This window comes from Acetobacter sp. (assembly GCF_047721705.1).
In the GTDB taxonomy this organism is placed as follows: Bacteria; Pseudomonadota; Alphaproteobacteria; order Acetobacterales; family Acetobacteraceae; genus Acetobacter.
This window is the reverse complement of the sequence record NZ_JBDNXK010000043.1, coordinates 1-20,396: the sequence shown is the minus strand read 5'-3', so window position 1 is coordinate 20,396 and position 20,396 is coordinate 1. Positions and strand designations below refer to the sequence as shown.

Genomic DNA, 20,396 nt, shown 5'->3' with positions numbered 1-20,396 from the left:
CGTAAACCGCCCAAAGGTTAACGGCATACGGATCGACAATGTCACAGGCGATTATGGACTCGGTGGCTGAAGCGCCGCCGATCTCTCGTCCCAATCTTGACGGCGGCAACAAGCCCCTTCACGTCATCATGTTCTTTGCGGTGCTGATCGGCGCGCTCGGTTTCGCTGCATTCAGCATCCTTCACGATATGAACTCGGTTGGCGAAGCACCACTCGCCACCGGCACGCTCGTTCTCCTTGGCCTCGCGCTCATCATCGCGCTGGCCTTCGAGTTCGTTAACGGCTTTCACGACACGGCCAACGCTGTTGCGACCGTGATCTACACCCACAGCCTGCCACCACTGTTCGCCGTGGTGTGGTCCGGGTTCTGGAACTTTCTGGGCGTCGCCACCTCTGCTGGCGCGGTCGCCTATGGCATCGTCACGCTTCTGCCCGTCGAACTGATCCTGCAATCGGGCAGCAGCGCCGGTTATGCAATGATCTTCGCCCTGCTGCTTGCCGCGATCATCTGGAACCTCGCCACGTGGGCCTTCGGTATCCCGAACAGCTCCTCGCACGCGCTCGTCGGTTCGATCATGGGCGTCGGCCTTGCCAACCAGGCGCTCGCGCCGGACGGTGCGGCCACACAGGGCGTCAACTGGGAGCAGGTTCGCAAGGTCTTCTCCGCCCTGCTGTTCAGCCCGGCCTGCGGCTTCGTCATGGCGGCGCTTCTCCTGATCGTCATGAAGATCCTCGTGAAGAACAAGGCCCTCTATGGGGAGCCCAAAGGCAACCAGCCGCCACCGTGGTGGATTCGTGGCCTGCTGATCTTCACCTGCACGGGTGTTTCCTTCTCTCATGGTGGCAACGATGGTCAGAAAGGCATGGGTCTGATCATGCTGATCCTGATCGGTGCTGCACCGACGGCCTATGCGCTGAACCGCGCCATGCCTGAGAGCGCCATGCCGGCCTTCATCCAGAGCGCCAACACGGCCCAGCAGGTCTTCACGGCTCACGCCGGCACGACTCCTGTGACCATGAGCGACGATCAGGCACGCAAGACCGTCGGCGCCGCGCTCCGTGCCCAGGCCGTTTCCTCACCCGAGACGTTCGACGCGCTCGCCATGCTCAGCGGCAGCATCGCCAACTCGGTGCAGACCTATGGTTCGATGAAGTCCGTGCCAGCCGCAGCCGTGCCGAACGTTCGTACCGAGATGTATCTGGTGGCCGACGCCATCCGCGTCATGGGCAAGGCTGACGGCTTCAGCGCCGATGAAAAGAAAGCGCTGAAAACCTTCCAGTCCGGTCTTTACGACGGCACCCGCTTCATCCCGACATGGGTGAAGGTCTCGGTCGCCATCGCGCTCGGCCTTGGCACGATGGTTGGCTGGAAGCGCATTGTGGTCACGGTCGGCGAGAAGATCGGCAAGACTCACCTCACCTATGCCGAGGGCGCGTCTGCCGAACTCGTGGCAATGGGCACGATTGGGCTGGCCGAGCAGTATGGTCTGCCGGTTTCCACCACCCACGTTCTTTCGAGCGGTGTGGCTGGCGCCATGGCAGCCAACAAGTCGGGCCTGCAATGGTCCACGCTTCGGGCAATGGGTCTGGCATGGGTCACCACGCTTCCGGCCGCCATGCTGATCTCCGGCTGCCTGTATGTCATCCTGCGTCAGGTTTTCTGAGAACGCAGCCGCATACCTTTCGAAAACGGGGAGCTTCCGGCTCCCCGTTTTTTTTTTGCCTTTTTGACTGGATACCGTGCGCCGCTCGCGTGTGCACTCCTCCGCCCTCTTGGAAAAAAATTACAGGCGGCCTACGACCGAAGAGCGGCATGATGCGTTGTGTCGTCCGTCAACGACCCGACATCACTTCATCCGTTCCAGCAGGTGCCTCGTTACGCCTATGACCGCCAATCAAGATCTTCACGACACCCCCGATCACTCCCCTTCCTCTTCTGATTCGCCACTGGACAGTATCGCCCGCATCCTGCGCCTGACCCTGCTGATAGCGGCCGTCATGCTCTCGATCTGGCTGATCGGCGATGTCATCATGGTCGTGTTCGCCTCGACCCTCTTCGCCGTGATCCTGCATGGCCTCTCCCGCATGCTGACCCGCTGGACGAAGCTCCCCTATGGGGCGTCACTGGCAGTGGTGTGCATAGTCATGGTGACTCTTACCGTAGGAATTTTCTGGACGAGCGGCTCGGATATCGTGGCGCAGGCCGCGCGCCTGCGGGACGCCCTGACCACGCAGGTCATCGCCCTTCGCAACCAGCTCGCCTCTTGGCCGCAGGGCCAGGTGGTCCTTGATTATCTTCCCGCATCTCTCGGCGGCCATGGTGGGGGCACCGGGAACAACGGAGGCCTGATGTCCATCGGCTCCCGCATCGCCGGTTCCATGACTGGCTTTCTCGGTTCGGCGTTCGGCGTTCTTGGCACTCTGGCTGTCATCATCATCGCGGGCCTTTATTTCGCCGCGTCTCCTCAGCTCTACGCCAATGGCATCCTCAGGCTTGTGCCGCGCCAGTGGCGTCAGCAGGGGCGCGATGTCATGCTCGCGGCGGCCGATACGCTCTGGGCATGGGTCGCGGGGCAAGCCCTCGACATGGCCGTCGTCGGTATCCTCTCGGGTGTGGGGCTGTGGATTATCGGCGTTCCACTGGCCCTCAGCCTTGGCATTCTGGCGGCGCTCTGCAACTTCATTCCGTATATCGGAGCCATCCTCGGCGCCATTCCCGCCATACTGCTGGCCCTGTCTCTGGGTCTTCGTGAGACGGCCATCGTCGCTGCGCTCTATACGGTGATCCAGTTTTTCGAGGGCAACGTGATGGCGCCCCTGATTCAGCGCAAGGCCGTGCAGATGCCACCGGGTCTGACGGTACTGTCACAGACCTTCTTTGGCGGCATTTTCGGTGCGCCCGGCCTGATTCTGGCCTCTCCTCTGACAGCCATGCTACTCACGGTGGGAGACAAGTTATCCACACCGCTTGAGGACGATGAGCGTGTCTGAACTACGAAATCGAGGACTGCGCGCCCTCGCCTGTCTGACGAGTGTCATGCTTCTCTCCGGCTGCGCCCGCTACGAAGCGGGACGACGCGACGCCTGCTCGAAGGAAGAACCGGAACTTTCGCTTCTCCGCGAACCAACGCTCGCCAATTTCTCCAGAGATTGCGGGTTGCAGTATTATCCCGACGCAACCGGGTTGGTGACGCTGCATTACCAGCCACCGCGTGGCAATGGAACTATTCCGGTCTCCGCCCCACGGGCCTTTGCCGTCAGCGAGGCTGTTGGGGCGCATGGGCGCGTATGGTATCTCTGCCTGCCTGTGCCCGCTCTTCTTCAGCCGGGGTCACCCAAGGTTTCCAGTGTGGAAGCGGTTTGCCGCTATGCGGGTTCCGGACCGGATCGTCTGTCCCTCACCTACGACCAGGCGGATGCTGCCGCGCATGATCCACGCGGCTGGTAAGAGAAGCAGGGCACGCACAGTCCCTTTACTTACAGGACTGGAAAAACCGGGCGCATGTGATTAAATCACCCCATCATGAACGATGCTGATTATGCCCGCGCCGGCGCTGCCGCCACGCCGACCTCCATCCTGATCGCGCCTGCACCCGTGCTGCGCCAGAAAGCCCGCCCCGTCCAGCCGGAGGACATGAGTGCGCTCAAGGCTGCCCTGCCGGGTATGTTTTCCGCGATGTATGCCGCACCGGGGATCGGGTTGGCTGCGCCACAGGTCGGTGTCAGCCAGCGCTACGTCATCGTCGATGTGGGCGAAGAAGAAGAGCGCCAGCCGATGGTGCTGATCAATCCGGAAGTCATTCAGGAAAGTCAGGTTCTCTCCCCCTATGAGGAAGGCTGCCTCTCACTGCCGAATCAGTATGCCGAAGTGATCCGCCCGGATGCCGTCAAAGTGCGCTGGCGCAGTGTGGATGGCGAACTCTGCGAGCGAGAAGTCGACGGTCTGCTGGGACGCTGCATTCAGCACGAGATCGACCATCTGGACGGCGTGCTGTTCGTCGACCACCTCTCGACACTGCGCCGCAACATGATCATGCGTCGGCTTGCCAAAGAACAGAAGCTGAAGCGGTAACATAACGGCAAGCCTGCCCCATCTGTTCTTGCGGAGAACCGGCTGATGCGTCTGGCCTTCATGGGCACGCCCGATTTTGCTGTTCCGGCGCTCTATGCGTTGCGTGATGCGGGGCATGAGATTGTTGTGGCCTACACGCAGCCTCCTCGCCCCGCCGGGCGCGGCAAGGCTTTGCGTCCTTCCCCCGTTCATCACGCGGCTGAATCGCTGGGCATTCCGGTGCGCTGCCCGGAAAAGCTGCGTAATGTGGTCGAGGAACAGGAATGGTTCGCCAGCCAGAATCTTGATGCCGCGATTGTCGCCGCATACGGGCTGATCCTGCCGAAAGCCATGCTCGGCGCGCCGCGCCTTGGCTGTCTGAACATCCATGCCAGCCTGCTCCCGCGCTGGCGCGGCGCTTCTCCCATCCAGAGCGCCATTCTCGCCGGAGACACGGAAAGCGGCGTCACCATCATGCAGATGGATGTCGGGCTGGATACCGGGGACATGCTGGCTTCCGTCGCTGTTCCGATCACCGCTGTCACCACTGCCAGCAGTCTTCATGACGAGCTGGCCGCGCTCGGTGCGAAACTGGTCGTCGAAGTGCTGTCAGAAAATCCGCCCCCCATTCCACAGCCTGAGCAGGGCGTGACCTATGCTGCCCGTCTGGCGAAGGAAGATGGACGGATCGACTGGACAAAGCCTGCTGACGCGATTGATCGTCAGGTGCGTGCGCTGACACCGTGGCCGGGCGCGTTCACGACACTGGCAGGTGAAACGCTGAAAATCGGTGCTGTCGATCTGGTAAAAGGTGTGACCGGCAAACCCAGCACCACGCTTGATGATAGGCTCACAATCGCATGCGGTGATGGTTCCGCGCTGCGCATCCGCCGCATCCAGCGCCCCGGCCGCGGGATGATAGAAGCCGAAGCATTTCTGCGTGGTCAGCCCGTATCCCCCGAAACACAACTGGGCTCATGAGCGCAGACAGGCCTTCCGTCTCATGGTCGCGTATGGACGACGCCCCGGATGACCGACAGCGTTGGGCCGTGTTGATCGAATATGATGGAAGTGGTCTGGTCGGCTGGCAACGGCAGGAAAATGGTCTTTCCGTGCAGCAGCTGCTCGAAGAAGCGGCGGCACGCATGGCCGGTGGACGAGAAGTATGGAGCGTAACAGCGGGACGCACCGATGCCCGGGTCCATGCAACAGGTCAGGTCGCCCACCTCGACTTTCCCATCGACATGCCGCTCAACACGCGCGCCGTGCGGGACGGTCTTTCATTCCACCTCAAGCCGCATCCGGTCGCCATCCTCAACGCGGCACGGGTTGAACCAACATGGAACGCCCGTTTCTCGGCAGTCCGGCGGCGGTACCGCTATCGCGTGCTCAATCGTCCGACACGTCCCGCTCTGGAAGCCAACCGTGTCTGGCATGTAAAATTTCCGCTCGACGTGTCCGCCATGCAGAAAGCAGCGAAACTGCTGCTGGGACAACATGATTTCTCGACGTTCCGCGCCGTTGCCTGTCAGGCGAAAAGCCCGATCCGGACGCTTGACCGGCTGGATGTAAGGCGAGAGGGCGAACTGATCTTCTTCGATGTGGAAGCACGTTCGTTCCTGCATCATCAGGTGCGCAATCTTGTCGGCACATTGCAGCTTGTCGGTTGCGGGCGCTGGACGGCAGAGCGGTTGCAGGCAGCGCTAGAAGCGTGCGACCGACGCGCAGGTGGGCCGACCGCGCCCGCCGAAGGGCTATATCTTGTTGGCGTGGATTACGATCCCGATCCGTTCGTCACGCGTGACCGGTACGCTCATTTGGAAACAGCACTGTAAAACACGTCCCTTTTTCGGGCACGCCGGGTTCGACATCACTGATCAGCAATTCCGCATTGTGCAGACGCAGGATGGATGCAACCAGACTGAGTCCCAGTCCGCTGCCCGGGATATGTCGGCTTTTGTCCGAGCGATAGAAGCGCGTCAGCACGGCGGCCCGCTCATCGGGATGAATCCCGCTGCCCGTATCGGTCACCACAAGGCTTGGCCTTCCACCATTCATGCTGACCAGAACACTGACTTTTCCCTCCGCAGGTGTAAACTTGATGGCGTTGTCGACAAGATTGGCCAGCACTTCCATCAGCAGATCCCGATCACCCCGGACCCAGATCACATCTTCGGAAGCATGTGACAGCAGAACGACATTTTCGCTTTCCGCTATAGGCTCATAGAGATCGATCGCGTCCCGCATCAGGGCGACAAGATCAACCTTCATGAAAGCATTGCGTCCCTTGCTGTTGTCGATTTCAGCCAGACGCAGAAGCGCAGTGATGATCGTGAAGCACTGGTCAAGATTTTCAATGGCCCGACCAATAGTTTTCTGAAGCGCTTCTGGTGAGGAAGCCTGCGGACCGGAGATCGCGCGCTCAAGCCCGGCCCTTACCCGCGCCAGCGGTGTGCGCAGATCGTGCGCAATATCATTGCCGACATTGCCCATGTCCCGCATGAGTTGTTCGAGGCGGTCGAGCATTCTGTTGACGCTGGCAGCCAGACGCTGAAGTTCATCCTGCTGTGTTCCGGTTGGCAGACGTTCGTGGATATCGCCACGCATGATCCGGTCGATGGCTTCGTGCATATCCTTCACACGCGCCAGAGCGCGGTGGCTGAGAAGCACGCCTGCGAGCAGCGCGAAAAAGACGATCGGCACCAGTGTCGTCAGAGAGACACGCCGGAGAAGCAGCTTCTGTTCCTTAAGAAAATGCGAGCTACGGCCAAGCACGAGAACACGACCATCCGGTGTGCGCTCGGCGAGAAAGCGCAACGTGTAAGGCGTGCCCTCCTCCGGCTCCATGACGATGTTATGCAGTTGGCCGTCCGCCTCCAGACCTTCCGGCCACATATGGAGATCACCCGTTACAGGCTGATGGGAGGCCGTGAAAATACCCGCTTCATTGACCACGATACGCAGATCATCAGTCGACCGTTCACGGATGACATAATCCAGATGCTCGGGCGCCATGGCGAGAAGCAGCTTCATCTCATTGCTGAGAATCTGTCCCGACCGCCTGAATTCCAGCGTCGTCAACTGCGAATACATCAGGAAAAATTGCAGGGTGATGGCGCCCAGCATGGCCAACGCAAAAGCCAGCGCCAGCCGGAATCTGGCCGTGCGGAATAGCGCGAAATGGTCGTGCTTCAAGAGTGTATCATTCCGGCGCGCGCAGGGTGAAACCGGTGCCCCGGATACTCTGGATCAGCGGTTCTTCGCCCGTCGCATCAACCTTTCGACGCAACTTGCCGATATGCACATCGACCAGATTGGTCTGCGGCGTGAAACGATAATTCCAGACGTCTTCAAGCAACATCGCCCGCGTCAGAACCTGCCCCGGACGGCGCATGAGATATTCCAGCAACCGGAATTCGCGTGGCAGTAATTCGATTTCCCGTTCGCCACGCATCACCGTCCGGTCAATCAGGTCAATGGTCAGCGGTCCTACCCGCAACACCGTCTGACGCGAGTCATCAGGACGACGCAGCAGCGCTTCGATCCGGGCGACCAGTTCTTCCATGGCGAAGGGTTTGGTGAGGTAGTCATCGCCCCCCGCTTTCAGACCACTCACCCGATCATCCACCGCACCGAGAGCAGAGAGAACCAGCACGGGTGTCCGAACGCCGCGCCCCCGTGCGGTCTCGATCAGGGAAAGACCATCAAGTCCGGGCAGCATCCTGTCGACGACCAGAACATTGTATCCGCCGGAACTAGCCTGCTCCAGTCCGACATCGCCCGTCTCTGCCCGAACGACGGAGAAGCCGCGATTTTGCAGTTCGTCAACGATCTCACCAGCAATATCGCTGTCATCCTCGATGAGAAGAACGCGGCGGCTGTCTTCAGGGGCTGTCGATGTTACGGCCATATCTGTCATGCCTCCTTCGATGCCTTCATCTCGTGGAACTGGGCCATTAAAATCCTTTTCACTCAAGGCTGACCACACGCCACACAAGAAACAAGGACATGCGATGTTCATCATTCACGTGAAACGCGTCTATGATCCTGCCTCCGACGATGACGGGGCCAGACTGCTGGTTGACCGTCTCTGGCCCCGTGGAGAGAGCAAGGAAAAAGCCGCTCTTACCGAATGGGTCAAGGACGCCGCTCCCTCCACCGGGTTGCGTGTCTGGTTCGGACACGATCCGGTGAAGTGGGAAGAATTCCGCAAGCGCTATTGCGCGGAACTCGACAACAGAAGTGAAGTGATCGCCAGATTACTGGATTACGCCCGACGCGGCCCCATCACTTTGCTGGTCGGGGCACGCGATACGGAGCATAACGAGGCGGTAGTGCTTGCGGACTACCTGCGTGAGAAGCTCAAATAGGCCCCGTTTACAATGACGGGGCGTTGAAAGTGTCGCAGTGGTCAATGTCACCGTAGGTCAGGCCACGTTTGAACCATGTGACTCGCTGGGCGGATGTACCATGCGTGAAGCTGTCCGGCACGGCATAACCCTGCGCCTGCTTTTCCAGCCTGTCATCGCCGACTGCGGCCGCGGCGTTCAGACCCTGTTCAATATCGCCTTTTTCCAGAATGTCCTTCGCGTCATTGGCACGCTTCGCCCAGACACCGGCAAAGCAGTCAGCCTGAAGTTCAACGCGCACCGACAGACTGTCGGCACCCGTGCGTCCTGTTCCGCCACGCTGATCGACCTGCTTCATGATGCCGAGTTCATTCTGAACGTGATGACCGATCTCATGGGCGACAACATAGGCCCGCGCGAAATCTCCTCCCGCGCCGAGACGATCCTGCAATTCCTTGAAGAAACCAAGATCGAGGTAAACTTTCTGATCCACCGGGCAATAGAATGGTCCAACCGCTGTCTGCGCGTATCCGCATCCGGAATTGACGCCACCGGAGAACAGAACCAAGCGCGGATCATGATAGGTGCGACCCATTTTCTGGAAGTAATCGGTCCACACATCCTCGGTTGAAGCGAGCACACGGGAAATGAACTGCTTCTGCGCGTCATCCTGCGGAGAAGGAGCCTGCGCCACCGTCGTGGTCTGTCCGCTTTCGGGAGGCGCCGTCCCCTGCAGCAGATTCAGGACGATCTGGGGATCAACGCCGAAATAGAGTGCGCCGAGCACCAGCAGCACACCGCCGATTCCACCGATGCGGATGGGCATCCGGCCACCGCCGCCGCCCTGTCCGCGGACATCGTCGATATTGCTGCTTTCGCGTTCATCATCCAGCCGCATGGCGGTTTGGCCCCGTCTCTTTTTCCTGATTCGACAGGGAATAGCACTTATTCATGACGAGAGGGAGGCAAAGGCGCGGCTGATTAGGAACGGCCGAAGGAGGCAGTAAGGAAATCTCCCGCCAGAAAATTCAGGCGGGAGATCGAAGCGTCTTATTTCGTGGTGACGAGCATGATTTCCACGAGCATCTTCGGATCGGCCATCACCGCCTGCACACAGGCCCGCGCCGGTGCGCCGTTCTCCGGCAGCCATGCGCTCCAGACCTCGTTCAGGGCTGCGCGATCATTGATGTCCTTCAGCCAGATCTGCGCCTGCAGGATGCGGGTCTTGTCCGTGCCATGCTCTTCAAGAAGCGTGTCCAGCTGCTCCAGAACGTCCTGTGTCTGTCCTTTCGCGTCTTTCGACAGGTCGCGGGCCACCATGCCCTGTGTGAACACAAAACCATGATATTCCACGGCCTTGGACAGGATCGGATTCGGCTCGGTACGAATAATCTTGCTCATGGAGCATTCCCTTCTGTTATGACAGGCATTGTCTTTAGCAAACTGACCCGGACCGGCACAGCGCACAAGACCAGAAAGCAGGCCGTTACTGTCGGTTTTGCGCAAGTCGTCCGATCCGCTAAAGAGGCGTCATGGTTTTCCAGCATGAGTCATTCCCATCATGAGCCGCGTCTCGATCGAACTCGTTCCCCGTGACGAGGAAACCCTGCGACGGGAAATCGCGGAAGTCCGCGCCTGTGTGCCCTTCATTGACACAATCAACATTCCGGATATCCAGCGCTTTTCATTGCGTAGCTGCGCTGCGGCGAAAATTGCCGCCCCTGACTTCAAATCCGTGGTTCCGCACATCCGGGCGATCGAGGTCGATCCACACGGCCCGTTGCCCGGCGTGGACGACCCAAAACTGACCGAGATTCTGGTCGTTAAAGGCGATCCACCGGCGGACCTGAGCCGCCGGGTCTATCCCAACACATCCGACGCCATCATCCGACGTTATGCACGAGAAGCCCCGCATCTGAAGGTCTACGCTGCGTTCGACCCCTATCGTCGCGCGCCTTACAAGGAACTGGAAGATCTGGCACGCAAACGCGAGGCCGGAGCATGTGGGTTTTTCACCCAGCCTCTCTTCGATTTCCGCATGCTCGATCTGTGCCGGGAATGGCTACGCGATGAAAAGGTTTTCTGGGGTTTTTCACCTGTCATAGGACCGAAATCCCGCTCTTACTGGGAAACGACAAACCACATCGTCTTCCCGCATGATTTCGAACCGACAATGGAAGCCAATCTCGCCTTTGCAAAGAAGGCGATCCGGGAGGTCCGTTCGGGGGGGGGATCAGTCTATCTGATGCCACTGCGGGTCAAGCTGGCCAATTATCTGAGCCCCTTGGAGGAAGTACTGCGCCCCTGAGGATGTTGATATTTGAGCCGGGCCATATTTGCCTGCCAATCAAGGCAAAGAAACATGGCAGCGCCGGAAAGTGATCAAACTCTCGTCAATATCTCTGTTCATAGAATGACTAGAAGGATATTGATTCTGCCAGTCAGTTCTCAATAACACTTCGGAGTCAGGCGTTCTGTTGGGTCGCAGCCCGGCGGAACGCCTGATTTTTTATTGACCGTCTACTTTCCAATAAAACCGACAAGATCACACACTATCGCGCTGGACCGTGCGCTACTTTGCCACTGGCAGACAGGCGCGCAGGACCGGAGCACACAACGCATTTTCCCCTTCCCATGTCCGTGCCGGCCCACTATAGGTCAGTTTGACCACTGTTCCGTCACGTACGGTGGCAATCACATGACAGGCCCCCTGCGAATTAAAGGTCAGGGAGAGATCGAAAGGCACTGACACCGACAGACTGCCGCCACTCGTCTTCTCGTTCAGCCAGACCAGAACATCCTGCCCGTCCTGCCGCTCCTCATGATCAGGCACGCCCGCGCAGGAAACCAGATCCGTCCGCTTCATACCGATGAGCTGCTGACGCGCCTGCTCCGGAATGACATTACAGGCCGCCAGAACACAGAGGAGAAGCGCCGATACACAATATCGAATCACTCCCTGCTTTCCCAGAAACGCCTGTCCTGATTTTTTCTTATCCACACGAAACAGGCGACAAGACCGGCATTGACGCCTGTGGCAACAGCGGCCCCAAGACCACCGAAAAAAAGCCAGTCACTCACAAGCTTCAAATGCCTCTGCTGTCGTCGCTGATCGAGTGCCGAAGCGTCGCGCCCAGGTAGCGGCAGAACGGGCGCAATAAATCTCCATGTCACGGCGCTGCCTCAACAAGCGATTTTGGCGTTCACCTTGATTTTCATTCCATATTTCATAAAGCCCACGCGCCATGTCGGCAGCGTCCGTCGGATCACGGTGTGCATAATGTCCGATCCACGGAATTTCCCGCGACACAAGCACGGGAACACTCACCGCCATCGCGTCTGCCGCAACAATATTGAATGTTTCAGAAAACGAGACCTGCATCAGGATGTCGATGTCACGCAGCACATCCAGAAAATCGCGATGGACCATCCATCCATGTTCAATCAGTTCATGATCGGAACGTCCAAACAGTTCCCGCAGATTTTTGAGAACCGGGCTTCCCTGCCCTTCCACGCGCGTCGCGTTGACATGAAAGCGGAGTGTGCAACCAATGGTTTCCGCAAACGCAATCGCAGCGATCGCCTGTGTCATATGGTTTTTCAGAGGCCTTACCGCGCCAAAACAGCCGATATCGATAAAATCCGTCTTGCTTGCGTGAGGCGTCATCTCACAGAGACGTGGAACCGGATAAACATTCGGGCCGTACGTGATCGCGCTGGGATTCAGGTCGCAGCCCATCGCGACCACCGCCATATCGGACACGGCACGCGGGGCATTGCACATGACCTCTACACCGCGTCGCAGGTAATCCACTGTCCAGCCAAAAGCGATTCCCTCGTTTGCCAGAAACGGTGTTTCCGAATGATCGCGCACGATCCACTGCACATCCGGATGCAGGGGCTTCAAGACATCGAACTTTTCCGGCACGACCCAGAACGCCTCAATGATGACGTGAGTGGGCCTGTATGCAGTCACCTCCCGATCGATGCAGTTATTGTCAGCGACTTCCACAACCTTGGCTTCGATTCCTGTCGCGTTGAGCATATCTACGGTAAAACGAACGGAATTGGACAGACCGGACTCTTTCGAGCCATATCCCCAGTCACCTTCACGTGCTTTCAAAATAAAAAGAATACGGTTTTTCATCAATATTTATGACTTATGAAAATAAAGAGTTGCAACAAGACCGATGAAACCACCGACCCACAATCCAGCGATAAAATTATCCATGCCGTTTAAAAAATACGTGCTTCAGCATCAGAAAAATAAACTTTAAATCCCGGCAGACTGTATGTGTCCCGACCCTGAATCTCGCGCCATTTTCCAGTCTTTCACCTAAAAAATCTTTCAAAAAAAATTACATCATCACGCAACTTTCCCGATGGTGGCACGCTGAGAAAATAGACATTCATCAGGAGATTATTCATGCGTTCGACGCTTGCCGCTCTGATCGCTCTTTCCATCGCCAGTTTCGGACTTTCGGCCTGCCATCCTCACGAAAGAACTTTCGGAGAAAAAGTGCAGGACACACTCGATCCGCCGAAAGGTCCGGTGGAAAAAGCCGGCCGCGCGGTCGATCGCGCTACAAAATAATAGAAACGTCTCTCTGACTGATATGCTCACTCGTGAGAAAAAGTCAGAGAGACTTTTTCATTCCTGAAAACAACATGACGCGCCCTGTCCGCTTGCCATATGAGCAGAGACAGAAAAGATCTTTTTAAAGACCTTGAGGATGCGCAAACAGGTTGTGTGAAATACAGTCAATGCAGTAGCGTCCTGTCAGCGGAGGACGTCTATGCCGGTTTCATTTTCAGTCATCATCACGACCTATAATGCCGAAAAGTTCGTTTCACGGGCGATCAATTCCGTGCTGGAGCAAACATATCCAGCACATGAAATTATTATCGTTGATGACTGCTCCACGGATCAGACCATTGAACTGATCGAGCGGAATTTCAGCAGCAATCCGACCATACGAATCATACGGCAACCGCAGAACGGTGGTCCGGCAGCGGCCAGAAATGCTGGTATTCAGGCAGCAAGTGCTGACTGGATCGCAACGCTTGATGCCGACGATGCTTATGCACCAATCCGCCTGCAGCGTCTTGCAGCCCTCATAGACCGTCACCCGGACGCCGACATGGTTGCGGACGATCTGACATTTTACGATGATGGCATCGGGCAGGAAGTGAAACGGGCCAACGCCATAAACGGCCATATGGCCCCCAGCGTTTCCCTCGCCGATTATCTCCAGCACAACGCAGCAGATGGACAATCAACCGACTGGGGACTCCTCAAACCCTGCTTCCGACGTGCTTTCCTTATAGAGAAGCATCTTCTCTATCCCGGCAATCTGCGCCACGGAGAAGACTTTGCGTTTGTTGTGTCTCTCCTGCTCGCTGGCGCTCATTTCGTCCTGCTGGATGAGCCACTTTATATTTACACCCAGCGTTTTGGTGCTCTGAGCAAGAAGTCGTCAGAAGTCACACGCACATCCGTCGCTTATGGCGGACTCGCGCGACATGCGCAGGAACTGAAAAAACTGCCGGGCATTGCAGGCACACCCATAACCAAATGGCTTGATCGACGGTCTCAGGGCCTCATGAAAATGGATGACAACCATTTCTTTGCCCAGACCGTGCGCAGAAAAGACATTGCTGCCCTTGTAAAACGGACACTTGAACGACCGATTTTCGCATTCCACGCACTACAGTGCATCGGGCGAGCAATTCGGAGACGGGTGGGATAACCTGATAAGATTACAGTCGGCGCTCACGACGAACGGGGGGACGACATGTCCCTCCAGCACAGCTCTGCTCCGCCTGCCACCGCGCATCACGCACCACAATCACGGATGCGAGAATCAACGGTAAAATAAAGAACATGAAAATGGCTACCAGCGTGGAAACCAGTCCCTGCCATCCTTCCATGTTCCATCTCCATTCATTTACGACGCATAATGCAGATCCTGTCAGCCGATAATAAACGATCCGCGCCCTGCTGTCACACAGGGGCGCGGATCACAGGATCACAGAAGTGTGACAGCCGTTATCAGGGGCGGCCGACGGACTGGTAGGCGAGTCCGGCTGCGCGCATTGCCGCAGGATCGAAAATGTTACGAAGATCCACGACGACATCCCCCTTCATCGCGTCGACAATCGCCTTCGGAGCGAGCGCCCGGAACACGTTCCATTCCGTCAGCACAACAAGGGCATCAGCACCGTTGGCAGCATCCAGCGCATCGGCGCAGTACGTCAGCGTTGGCGGAAGGTGTGGCTTCGCGGCTTCCATGCCCACCGGATCAAAAGCACGGATATGCGCACCGGATTCGGCCAGACGGTGCAGAATGGGAATCGACGGGGCTTCACGCATGTCGTCCGTTTCCGGCTTAAAGGTCAGACCCAGCACAGCGATCGTCTTGCCTTCAACGGAACCACCACAAGCCGCGATAATGCGGCCAGCCATGCCGATCTTGCGGGCGTCATTCACCTGCACAGTCGTCTCGACCAGACGGCACGGACTTCCGGCTTCCTGACCAATACGCGAAAGAGCCAGCGTATCCTTGGGGAAACAGGAACCGCCATAACCCGGACCCGGATGCAGGAACTTGCGCCCAATACGGCCATCAAGCCCCATGCCTTTTGCAAGGTCATGCACGTCCGCGCCCAGCTTTTCACAAAGACTGGCCATCTCGTTGATGAAGGAAATCTTCATCGCAAGGAACGAATTGGAGGCGTATTTCGTGAGTTCAGAGGTCTCCAGCGTCGTGAAAAGCAGCGGCGCTTCAATCAGGGACAGCGGGCGATAGACCTTGCGCATGACCGCTTCGGCCCGCGCACCACCATCCGGAGCCGTCTTGTCGAGACCGATGATGACGCGATCCGGACGCATGAAATCGCCAATGGCGTTGCCTTCACGCAGGAACTCTGGATTGGACGCCACATCGAAATCCGCATCCGGACGTGTGGACCGGATGATCTCGGCAATACGGCGACTGGTGCCTGCCGGGACCGTCGATTTCGTCACTATGACCGCATAGCCCGTCAGGGCCCGGGCGATCTGCTGCGCAGCCGCGTGGACATACTGCATGTCAGCCGCACCGTCGCCATTGCGTGGCGGCGTACCAACGGCGATAAACACAGCCTCCGCGCCTTTGACGGCGGCGGTAATGTCATCTCCGAACGACAGACGTCCCGCCTGCATGTTCGATTCGACAAGTTTGTCGAGACCCGGCTCATAGATCGGAATCCGACCTTCTCGCAAAGCAGCAAGACGCGACGGGCTATTTTCAACTACCGCCACCTCGATCCCGAACTCCGCAAAACATGCTGCGGATACGAGACCAACATAGCCTCCCCCGATCATTGCAATACGCACTGAAACGTCCCCTCCGTTTTCGGACCGCCGTTGACGATCGGGATCGCTCCCGAAAACGTCTCGTCCGCGGTACTTGAACGTGTTCCTTGCAGCGTGGTCAAGAGCGAAGCGTGTCGCAAAACTTGGTTACGAACAGCACAAAATTTACGCTTTATCCAATAAAGAGACACAGCAAGTTTTTGACGCGGCCCTTCAGGCAGGTTACGGCTGTTGCCACACACGGACCGCCACAGGACTAGGGACCAGCATCACCGGATGAACGCCATTTTAGATCTCGTCGCCCTGCTTGGACGGTCAGTGTTCAGCGTTACCCGTGGCGCCGGTTCCATCGCCATCTTTGCACTCGAAGGCATCTCCTGCCTCGTGCGCCCCCCTTTTTACTGGCGTGTGTTTCTGAGCGCGCTCATCGATACGGGTTTTCTCTCACTGCCGGTCGTGGCTCTCACTGCCCTGTTTTCGGGCGGTGTCATTGCCCTTCAATCCTATACCGGTTTTGCGCAGTATCACGCCCAGAGCGCCATCGCGAACATCGTGGTGCTGGCCGTTACGCGCGAGCTCGGCCCCGTCATGGCCGGTCTGATGGTGGCGGGGCGCGTGGGAGCAGCAATGGCAGCACAGATCGGCACTATGCGCGTCACCGACCAGATCGACGCCCTGACGACTCTGCGAACGCATCCAATGAAATATCTGGTGGCCCCCCGTCTGGCTGCCGGTGTGATTGCCCTGCCCCTGCTCGTCGTGATTGCTGATGTTCTTGGCGTAGGCGGCGGCTTCACGGTGGCAACGGTGAAGCTCGGCTTTTCGCCAGACAGTTATATCGCCGCCACGATGAACGCTCTCAAAGCGGAAGACGTAACGGTCGGACTGGTGAAAGCCGCCGTCTTCGGTTTTCTGATCGCGCTCATGGGCTGCTATTACGGCTACACAAGCAAAGGCGGCGCGGAAGGCGTCGGCAGCGCGACGACCGCTGCGGTTGTCTCCGCTTCCATTTTCGTGCTCGCTTTTGATTATCTGCTGACGGATCTGTTTTTCGCCCAATGACCGAGACAGCCCCTATCCCCCAACCAAAGATCCGTATCCGTGGCCTGCGCAAGGCGTTTGGTTCCAAGGTCGTGCTCGACGGAATCGATCTGGACGTTCCTGCCGGCACGTCGTTCGTCATCATCGGCGGATCCGGTTCGGGCAAATCCGTTCTGCTACGCTGCATCCTCGGCCTGATCCAGCCCGACGAAGGACTGATCGAGATCGACGGTGTGGACGTGCTGCGCGCGCCACGGCGCGAATGCGAGGCCAGACGCGGCGAAATTGGGATGCTGTTTCAGAACGGCGCACTGTTCGACAGTCTTTCCGTCTGGGAAAACGTCGCGTTCGGCCTGCTCGCGCCGGAGCCGACGAGACATTCCGAGAAACACCCCCGCCTTTCACGAACTGAAGCCCGCGCCCGTGCCAATGAGGTACTCGCGCAGGTTGGCCTCGATGCGTCCGTGGGCGATCTCTATCCTTCCGAACTTTCCGGCGGCATGCAGAAGCGCGTCGGTCTTGCCCGCGCCATTGCCGACCGTCCCGAAATTCTCTTCTTCGACGAACCCACAACGGGGCTTGATCCCATCATGGGCGCGGTGATCGACGGTCTGATTGTGGACTGCGTAAAACGCATGGGCTCCACGGCCATCGCCATCACACATGATATGGCCTCCGCCCAACGGATCGGCGATGAGGCCGCCATGCTCTATCGGGGCCAGCTAGTCTGGCACGGGCCGGCCTCCTCCCTCATGCATTCCGGTAACGCCATGGTGGACCAGTTCACTCATGGACGCCGCGAAGGTCCGATCAAGATGGAACTACGGCGCTAGGACGTGACAAGCGGCATCGCTACAGAGCAGCCAGGCAGACCGCTCACAGTCATCGGCCTGATGAGTGGCACATCACTGGACGGCGTGGATGCAGCCATTCTCCGCACGGATGGCGTCCGCATTTACGAACACGGACCTTCACTTTCGCTCTCCTACGATCCGGCCCTCCGGCAACAGGCACGTTCCCTGCTCGACCGGGCCGCACACCTCCCTCCAGATGATCCGGAAGTGCTTGCCGTAGAACGGGCAATCACCCTACGGCATATCGAAGCCGTGCAAGCGTTAATGGCGCTGAGTGCTCAGATCGACCTGATCGGTTTTCACGGCCAGACGATTTATCACGCTCCCGCCCTGCGCCGGACATGGCAGATCGGTGACGCCACCCTGCTATCGCGGGAAACAAATCTGCCTGTCGTCCATGATTTCCGTAGCGCTGACGTGGCTGCGGGCGGTGAAGGCGCTCCCCTTGCTCCTTGGTATCACGCAGCGCTTCTGCGGGACGCCCCCCGCCCGGTGGCCGTGCTGAACATAGGCGGCGTGGCAAACGTCACCTATCTGGGTAAAGACGGTCAGATACTGGCCTGCGACACAGGGCCGGGCAACGCCCTGCTGGATGACTGGGCATTTCGCCACACGGGAACAGCTTGCGATATCGATGGGAAACTGGCGCAAAAAGGCGAAATTGATCATCGTCTCCTGGACAGGCTTCTGAGCGATCCTTACTTCCGTCGTCCTCTCCCCAAATCTCTCGACCGACAAAGTTTTATCGCCGCCCTGGAGGCCATATCAGCCTGTTCAGCCGCTGATGGTGCGGCCACTCTGGCAGCTTTCACCGTCGAAGCTGTCGCCCGCACCCCGCTCCCTGAAAAACCAACCATCTGGTATGTTTGCGGGGGTGGTCGCCACAATCCTGTGCTGATGGCGGGGCTTCGGGAAGCCTTGCAGACGCGGGTCGAATCCGTCGATGTCTTGGGCTGGAATGGTGATGCACTAGAGGCTGAGTGCTTCGCTTTTCTGGCCTTACGCGCTTTGCGAAAACTCCCACTCTCAGCTCCCGGAATTACTGGCACACCTGCGTTCCTGAGTGGCGGTCGCCTGACATGCTCCGGGTTGGCGCCGATCCCCTCGTGGCTCATGTCTTCTCAATGACATTGGAATGCTGCTGTTTTGAATTTTAATGCTGTTTGTCGAATCATATCTTCGCAAAAGCCATCAATAAAATTTGAGCATAAAACTTATACTATTTTCGTTGAAAAGAATCTCGGGGACAGCCATTGTGTGCTCAACAATTAATAATAAAAATAAGGCGGCGACACTCCCACACAGAGTGTCGCCGTTTTCCTATTCAATCATTTCGACTGCTTTATGCGATCAGTCCTGCCGACAGAATCTGGCCATGCTTTCCAATAGCTGTCTCTCAGCGTAACATTCCCTGAATTACGATGGAGACGGTTATGAATAAGCTACTGGCAATGACGCTTGTGTTGCTGCTTGCAGGATGTGGGTTACAGCACTCAGGCTGCCCGAGCGATCTGCCAGACGCACCCGACGATACTTCGGGTGTCAAATCAGCCATCAGAACGTGTAATTAATTTCGTTTTCCCAAAAGCTCGGGACAGGCGCCGTTTCAGGCGCCTCCCTTGCCATGCTGCAGTTCGGTGTCGTCCTTCATTCTGTTCATGATGTCCGACAGTTTGCCCCTATAGGCCCTGTTGACCTTGGAAACAGCCGTATCGACGCTTTCCTTGGGGGATTTCTGACACTCGTCCCGAATGGCTTTGGAAAGGCCCTTGGTCACTTCGTCAGGTGCAAGGGATTCGGCCATTTTGTCGCCGGAATACGCATCATGTTCATCATTCAGGTACTGAAGGCAGTTGGCATTTGTCGTTACTTTTCGGGTTAGTTCCCGATAATCGCTGTCTTCTTCCTGTGCCCGAACAGGATCGGCTCCCATAACAAACAGCCCGAGTGCGAGTAACAAGACTCTTCGGTGCATTTCAATGTCCTTACGTGCAGTATCTGCTTTTCCTCAGTCTACCATCTTCTTTGCAGACTGGCGATTATACGGCTCCTCAGTAACCCGAACCTCCAAATGGCTTCAGCATGGACGAAAAGCTTCATCGATAAAGAGCTCTCAATATCGATGAAATGCGCTTGACGCACGAAGTGGAAACTATCAAAAGGAGATCGAAGTCGGGCAGGAACTGGATGGTGCCTCCCCCACGCTCTGGTGGTAACCGCAAAATCTGCAGGTATCCGCCATTTGCCGGTGTAGCACAGTGGTAGTGCAGCGGTTTTGTAAACCGAAGGCCGGGAGTTCGAATCTCTCCACCGGCACCATTTTCCCAGAAAACAGCCATAATTTTACGCCGCATAGAGCGCCCGGAACGCACTTTACGTCTCTCGCAAATACCCCCTTAGGCTTAGGCCTTATTCCTGAGGTAGAAGATGATGGTTGCTGCTATATAGATAGAGAGTGAGCACAGTGGTCATATCATACTGAACGATCTGGCCGCCCACAAGATTCCGGGAGCGCGAAAGGCCATCAAACAAGCGGGGCACAGATGACGTTCCTGCCTCCCCCTGGCCGGATTTCAATCTGATCGAAATGGCATTCGCCAAGCTCAAGCCCCTTTACGTACCAAGGCAACAAAAACCCTCACAGCCGCAGGGCGTGAACCAAAATAAAATGTGTATGCTCTAGAAATTCTTTTGCAGATCACAAATAAAGAAAATCTTTATATATTATAAATTAATAACACAAT

At 57.5% G+C, this 20,396-nt stretch carries 22 protein-coding genes and 1 tRNA gene; 14 read left to right on the top strand and 9 right to left on the bottom strand.

Annotated features, from left to right (window positions below; all coding sequences use genetic code 11):
• Nucleotides 1-38: 38 nt before the first annotated feature.
• The 6 genes from ABF824_RS09010 to truA all read left to right on the top strand — a co-directional run bounded on the left by ABF824_RS09010 (nt 39) and on the right by truA (nt 5,886).
• Nucleotides 39-1,664 (top strand): inorganic phosphate transporter, encoded by a 1,626-nt coding sequence (locus ABF824_RS09010; protein WP_415488206.1) that lies wholly within the window; start codon nt 39-41, stop codon nt 1,662-1,664.
• A gap of 220 nt (nt 1,665-1,884) precedes the next feature.
• Complete coding sequence (locus ABF824_RS09005; RefSeq protein WP_415488204.1) at nt 1,885-2,991, top strand: AI-2E family transporter; 1,107 nt, start codon at nt 1,885-1,887, stop codon at nt 2,989-2,991.
• Complete coding sequence (locus ABF824_RS09000; RefSeq protein WP_415488202.1) at nt 2,984-3,448, top strand: hypothetical protein; 465 nt, start codon at nt 2,984-2,986, stop codon at nt 3,446-3,448. The genes ABF824_RS09005 and ABF824_RS09000 overlap by 8 nt, the downstream gene beginning before the upstream one ends.
• 75 nt (nt 3,449-3,523) lie before the next feature.
• The gene (gene def / locus ABF824_RS08995) at nt 3,524-4,072 is read left to right on the top strand and encodes a peptide deformylase (RefSeq protein ID WP_415488200.1); all 549 of its coding nucleotides are present in this window, start codon (nt 3,524-3,526) and stop codon (nt 4,070-4,072) included.
• 45 nt (nt 4,073-4,117) lie between these two features.
• Nucleotides 4,118-5,032 (top strand): methionyl-tRNA formyltransferase, encoded by a 915-nt coding sequence (gene fmt, locus ABF824_RS08990; protein WP_415488198.1) that lies wholly within the window; start codon nt 4,118-4,120, stop codon nt 5,030-5,032.
• 32 nt (nt 5,033-5,064) lie between these two features.
• Nucleotides 5,065-5,886, top strand: coding sequence for a tRNA pseudouridine(38-40) synthase TruA (gene truA, locus ABF824_RS08985; RefSeq protein ID WP_415488224.1), 822 nt, complete (start codon nt 5,065-5,067; stop codon nt 5,884-5,886).
• Here truA and ABF824_RS08980 read toward each other — a convergent pair.
• Both ABF824_RS08980 and ABF824_RS08975 read right to left on the bottom strand, forming a co-directional pair.
• Nucleotides 5,846-7,177, bottom strand: a complete 1,332-nt coding sequence (locus ABF824_RS08980; protein ID WP_415488222.1) for a sensor histidine kinase — start codon at nt 7,175-7,177, stop codon at nt 5,846-5,848. The two genes, truA and ABF824_RS08980, sit on opposite strands and share 41 nt — an antisense overlap.
• Before the next feature lie 76 nt (nt 7,178-7,253).
• A complete protein-coding gene (locus tag ABF824_RS08975) occupies nt 7,254-7,961 on the bottom strand; it encodes a response regulator transcription factor (RefSeq protein WP_415488196.1) in 708 nt (235 codons plus the stop codon).
• 103 nt (nt 7,962-8,064) lie between these two features.
• On the opposite strand from ABF824_RS08975, the gene ABF824_RS08970 reads away from it, so the two are divergent.
• On the top strand, nt 8,065-8,421 hold the full coding sequence (locus ABF824_RS08970; protein ID WP_415488194.1) for a DUF488 domain-containing protein: 357 nt from the start codon (nt 8,065-8,067) through the stop codon (nt 8,419-8,421).
• Nucleotides 8,422-8,428: 7 nt separating this feature from the next.
• Here the strand turns inward: ABF824_RS08970 and ABF824_RS08965 are convergent, their stop codons facing one another.
• Nucleotides 8,429-9,298, bottom strand: a complete 870-nt coding sequence (locus ABF824_RS08965) for a neutral zinc metallopeptidase (protein WP_415488192.1) — start codon at nt 9,296-9,298, stop codon at nt 8,429-8,431.
• A gap of 152 nt (nt 9,299-9,450) precedes the next feature.
• Nucleotides 9,451-9,801, bottom strand: coding sequence for a RidA family protein (locus ABF824_RS08960; protein WP_415488190.1), 351 nt, complete (start codon nt 9,799-9,801; stop codon nt 9,451-9,453).
• 160 nt (nt 9,802-9,961) lie between these two features.
• Here ABF824_RS08960 and ABF824_RS08955 point away from each other — a divergent pair, with 160 nt between their 5' ends.
• A complete protein-coding gene (locus ABF824_RS08955; RefSeq protein ID WP_415488188.1) occupies nt 9,962-10,708 on the top strand; it encodes a methylenetetrahydrofolate reductase in 747 nt (248 codons plus the stop codon).
• Nucleotides 10,709-10,972: 264 nt separating this feature from the next.
• Here the strand turns inward: ABF824_RS08955 and ABF824_RS08950 are convergent, their stop codons facing one another.
• Nucleotides 10,973-11,356 carry a hypothetical protein gene (locus ABF824_RS08950; protein ID WP_415488186.1) on the bottom strand — a complete coding sequence of 128 codons (384 nt, stop codon included), beginning with the start codon at nt 11,354-11,356 and terminating at the stop codon, nt 10,973-10,975.
• A 117-nt stretch (nt 11,357-11,473) separates the two neighbouring features.
• On the bottom strand, nt 11,474-12,547 hold the full coding sequence (locus ABF824_RS08945; RefSeq protein WP_415488184.1) for a hypothetical protein: 1,074 nt from the start codon (nt 12,545-12,547) through the stop codon (nt 11,474-11,476).
• Nucleotides 12,548-12,826: 279 nt separating this feature from the next.
• Here ABF824_RS08945 and ABF824_RS08940 point away from each other — a divergent pair, with 279 nt between their 5' ends.
• Nucleotides 12,827-12,994 carry a hypothetical protein gene (locus ABF824_RS08940; protein WP_415488182.1) on the top strand — a complete coding sequence of 56 codons (168 nt, stop codon included), beginning with the start codon at nt 12,827-12,829 and terminating at the stop codon, nt 12,992-12,994.
• A 202-nt stretch (nt 12,995-13,196) separates the two neighbouring features.
• A complete protein-coding gene (locus ABF824_RS08935; protein WP_415488180.1) occupies nt 13,197-14,150 on the top strand; it encodes a glycosyltransferase family 2 protein in 954 nt (317 codons plus the stop codon).
• A gap of 10 nt (nt 14,151-14,160) precedes the next feature.
• Here the strand turns inward: ABF824_RS08935 and ABF824_RS08930 are convergent, their stop codons facing one another.
• Together ABF824_RS08930 and ABF824_RS08925 are read right to left on the bottom strand one after the other, a co-directional pair.
• A complete protein-coding gene (locus ABF824_RS08930) occupies nt 14,161-14,331 on the bottom strand; it encodes a hypothetical protein (RefSeq protein ID WP_415488178.1) in 171 nt (56 codons plus the stop codon).
• Nucleotides 14,332-14,452: 121 nt separating this feature from the next.
• Nucleotides 14,453-15,766 (bottom strand): UDP-glucose dehydrogenase family protein, encoded by a 1,314-nt coding sequence (locus tag ABF824_RS08925; protein ID WP_415488220.1) that lies wholly within the window; start codon nt 15,764-15,766, stop codon nt 14,453-14,455.
• A gap of 267 nt (nt 15,767-16,033) precedes the next feature.
• On the opposite strand from ABF824_RS08925, the gene ABF824_RS08920 reads away from it, so the two are divergent.
• Genes ABF824_RS08920 through ABF824_RS08910 form a run of 3 tightly spaced genes read left to right on the top strand, consistent with a single transcriptional unit; the run spans nt 16,034 to nt 18,780 of the window.
• Nucleotides 16,034-16,819: an MlaE family ABC transporter permease gene (locus ABF824_RS08920; protein ID WP_415488176.1), complete on the top strand. Its 786-nt coding sequence runs from the start codon at nt 16,034-16,036 to the stop codon at nt 16,817-16,819.
• Nucleotides 16,816-17,631, top strand: coding sequence for an ABC transporter ATP-binding protein (locus ABF824_RS08915; RefSeq protein WP_415488174.1), 816 nt, complete (start codon nt 16,816-16,818; stop codon nt 17,629-17,631). Before ABF824_RS08920 ends, ABF824_RS08915 begins: the two co-directional genes overlap by 4 nt.
• A 3-nt stretch (nt 17,632-17,634) precedes the next feature.
• A complete protein-coding gene (locus tag ABF824_RS08910; RefSeq protein ID WP_415488172.1) occupies nt 17,635-18,780 on the top strand; it encodes an anhydro-N-acetylmuramic acid kinase in 1,146 nt (381 codons plus the stop codon).
• Between the two features lie 478 nt (nt 18,781-19,258).
• Here ABF824_RS08910 and ABF824_RS08905 read toward each other — a convergent pair whose 3' ends face one another.
• On the bottom strand, nt 19,259-19,627 hold the full coding sequence (locus ABF824_RS08905) for a hypothetical protein (protein WP_415488170.1): 369 nt from the start codon (nt 19,625-19,627) through the stop codon (nt 19,259-19,261).
• A gap of 269 nt (nt 19,628-19,896) precedes the next feature.
• Here ABF824_RS08905 and ABF824_RS08900 point away from each other — a divergent pair.
• Nucleotides 19,897-19,971: transfer RNA gene (locus ABF824_RS08900), tRNA-Thr, on the top strand.
• The last annotated feature ends 425 nt before the right edge of the window (nt 19,972-20,396 follow it).

Excerpts from the sequence above, each read along its gene's own strand:
- ABF824_RS08970 (WP_415488194.1), top strand. The coding sequence starts at position 8,065 with ATGTTCATCATTCACGTGAAACGCGTCTATGATCCTGCCTCCGACGAT.
- ABF824_RS08975 (WP_415488196.1), bottom strand. The coding sequence starts at position 7,961 with ATGGCCGTAACATCGACAGCCCCTGAAGACAGCCGCCGCGTTCTTCTC.
- ABF824_RS08935 (WP_415488180.1), top strand. The coding sequence starts at position 13,197 with ATGCCGGTTTCATTTTCAGTCATCATCACGACCTATAATGCCGAAAAG.
- ABF824_RS08945 (WP_415488184.1), bottom strand. The coding sequence starts at position 12,547 with ATGAAAAACCGTATTCTTTTTATTTTGAAAGCACGTGAAGGTGACTGG.
- def (WP_415488200.1), top strand. The coding sequence starts at position 3,524 with ATGAACGATGCTGATTATGCCCGCGCCGGCGCTGCCGCCACGCCGACC.
- truA (WP_415488224.1), top strand. The coding sequence starts at position 5,065 with ATGGACGACGCCCCGGATGACCGACAGCGTTGGGCCGTGTTGATCGAA.
- ABF824_RS08965 (WP_415488192.1), bottom strand. The coding sequence starts at position 9,298 with ATGCGGCTGGATGATGAACGCGAAAGCAGCAATATCGACGATGTCCGC.
- ABF824_RS08940 (WP_415488182.1), top strand. The coding sequence starts at position 12,827 with ATGCGTTCGACGCTTGCCGCTCTGATCGCTCTTTCCATCGCCAGTTTC.
- ABF824_RS08960 (WP_415488190.1), bottom strand. The coding sequence starts at position 9,801 with ATGAGCAAGATTATTCGTACCGAGCCGAATCCGATCCTGTCCAAGGCC.
- fmt (WP_415488198.1), top strand. The coding sequence starts at position 4,118 with ATGCGTCTGGCCTTCATGGGCACGCCCGATTTTGCTGTTCCGGCGCTC.
- ABF824_RS08920 (WP_415488176.1), top strand. The coding sequence starts at position 16,034 with ATGAACGCCATTTTAGATCTCGTCGCCCTGCTTGGACGGTCAGTGTTC.
- ABF824_RS08905 (WP_415488170.1), bottom strand. The coding sequence starts at position 19,627 with ATGCACCGAAGAGTCTTGTTACTCGCACTCGGGCTGTTTGTTATGGGA.
- ABF824_RS08915 (WP_415488174.1), top strand. The coding sequence starts at position 16,816 with ATGACCGAGACAGCCCCTATCCCCCAACCAAAGATCCGTATCCGTGGC.
- ABF824_RS08930 (WP_415488178.1), bottom strand. The coding sequence starts at position 14,331 with ATGGAAGGATGGCAGGGACTGGTTTCCACGCTGGTAGCCATTTTCATG.
- ABF824_RS08980 (WP_415488222.1), bottom strand. The coding sequence starts at position 7,177 with ATGCTGGGCGCCATCACCCTGCAATTTTTCCTGATGTATTCGCAGTTG.
- ABF824_RS09005 (WP_415488204.1), top strand. The coding sequence starts at position 1,885 with ATGACCGCCAATCAAGATCTTCACGACACCCCCGATCACTCCCCTTCC.
- ABF824_RS09010 (WP_415488206.1), top strand. The coding sequence starts at position 39 with ATGTCACAGGCGATTATGGACTCGGTGGCTGAAGCGCCGCCGATCTCT.
- ABF824_RS08955 (WP_415488188.1), top strand. The coding sequence starts at position 9,962 with ATGAGCCGCGTCTCGATCGAACTCGTTCCCCGTGACGAGGAAACCCTG.
- ABF824_RS08925 (WP_415488220.1), bottom strand. The coding sequence starts at position 15,766 with ATGATCGGGGGAGGCTATGTTGGTCTCGTATCCGCAGCATGTTTTGCG.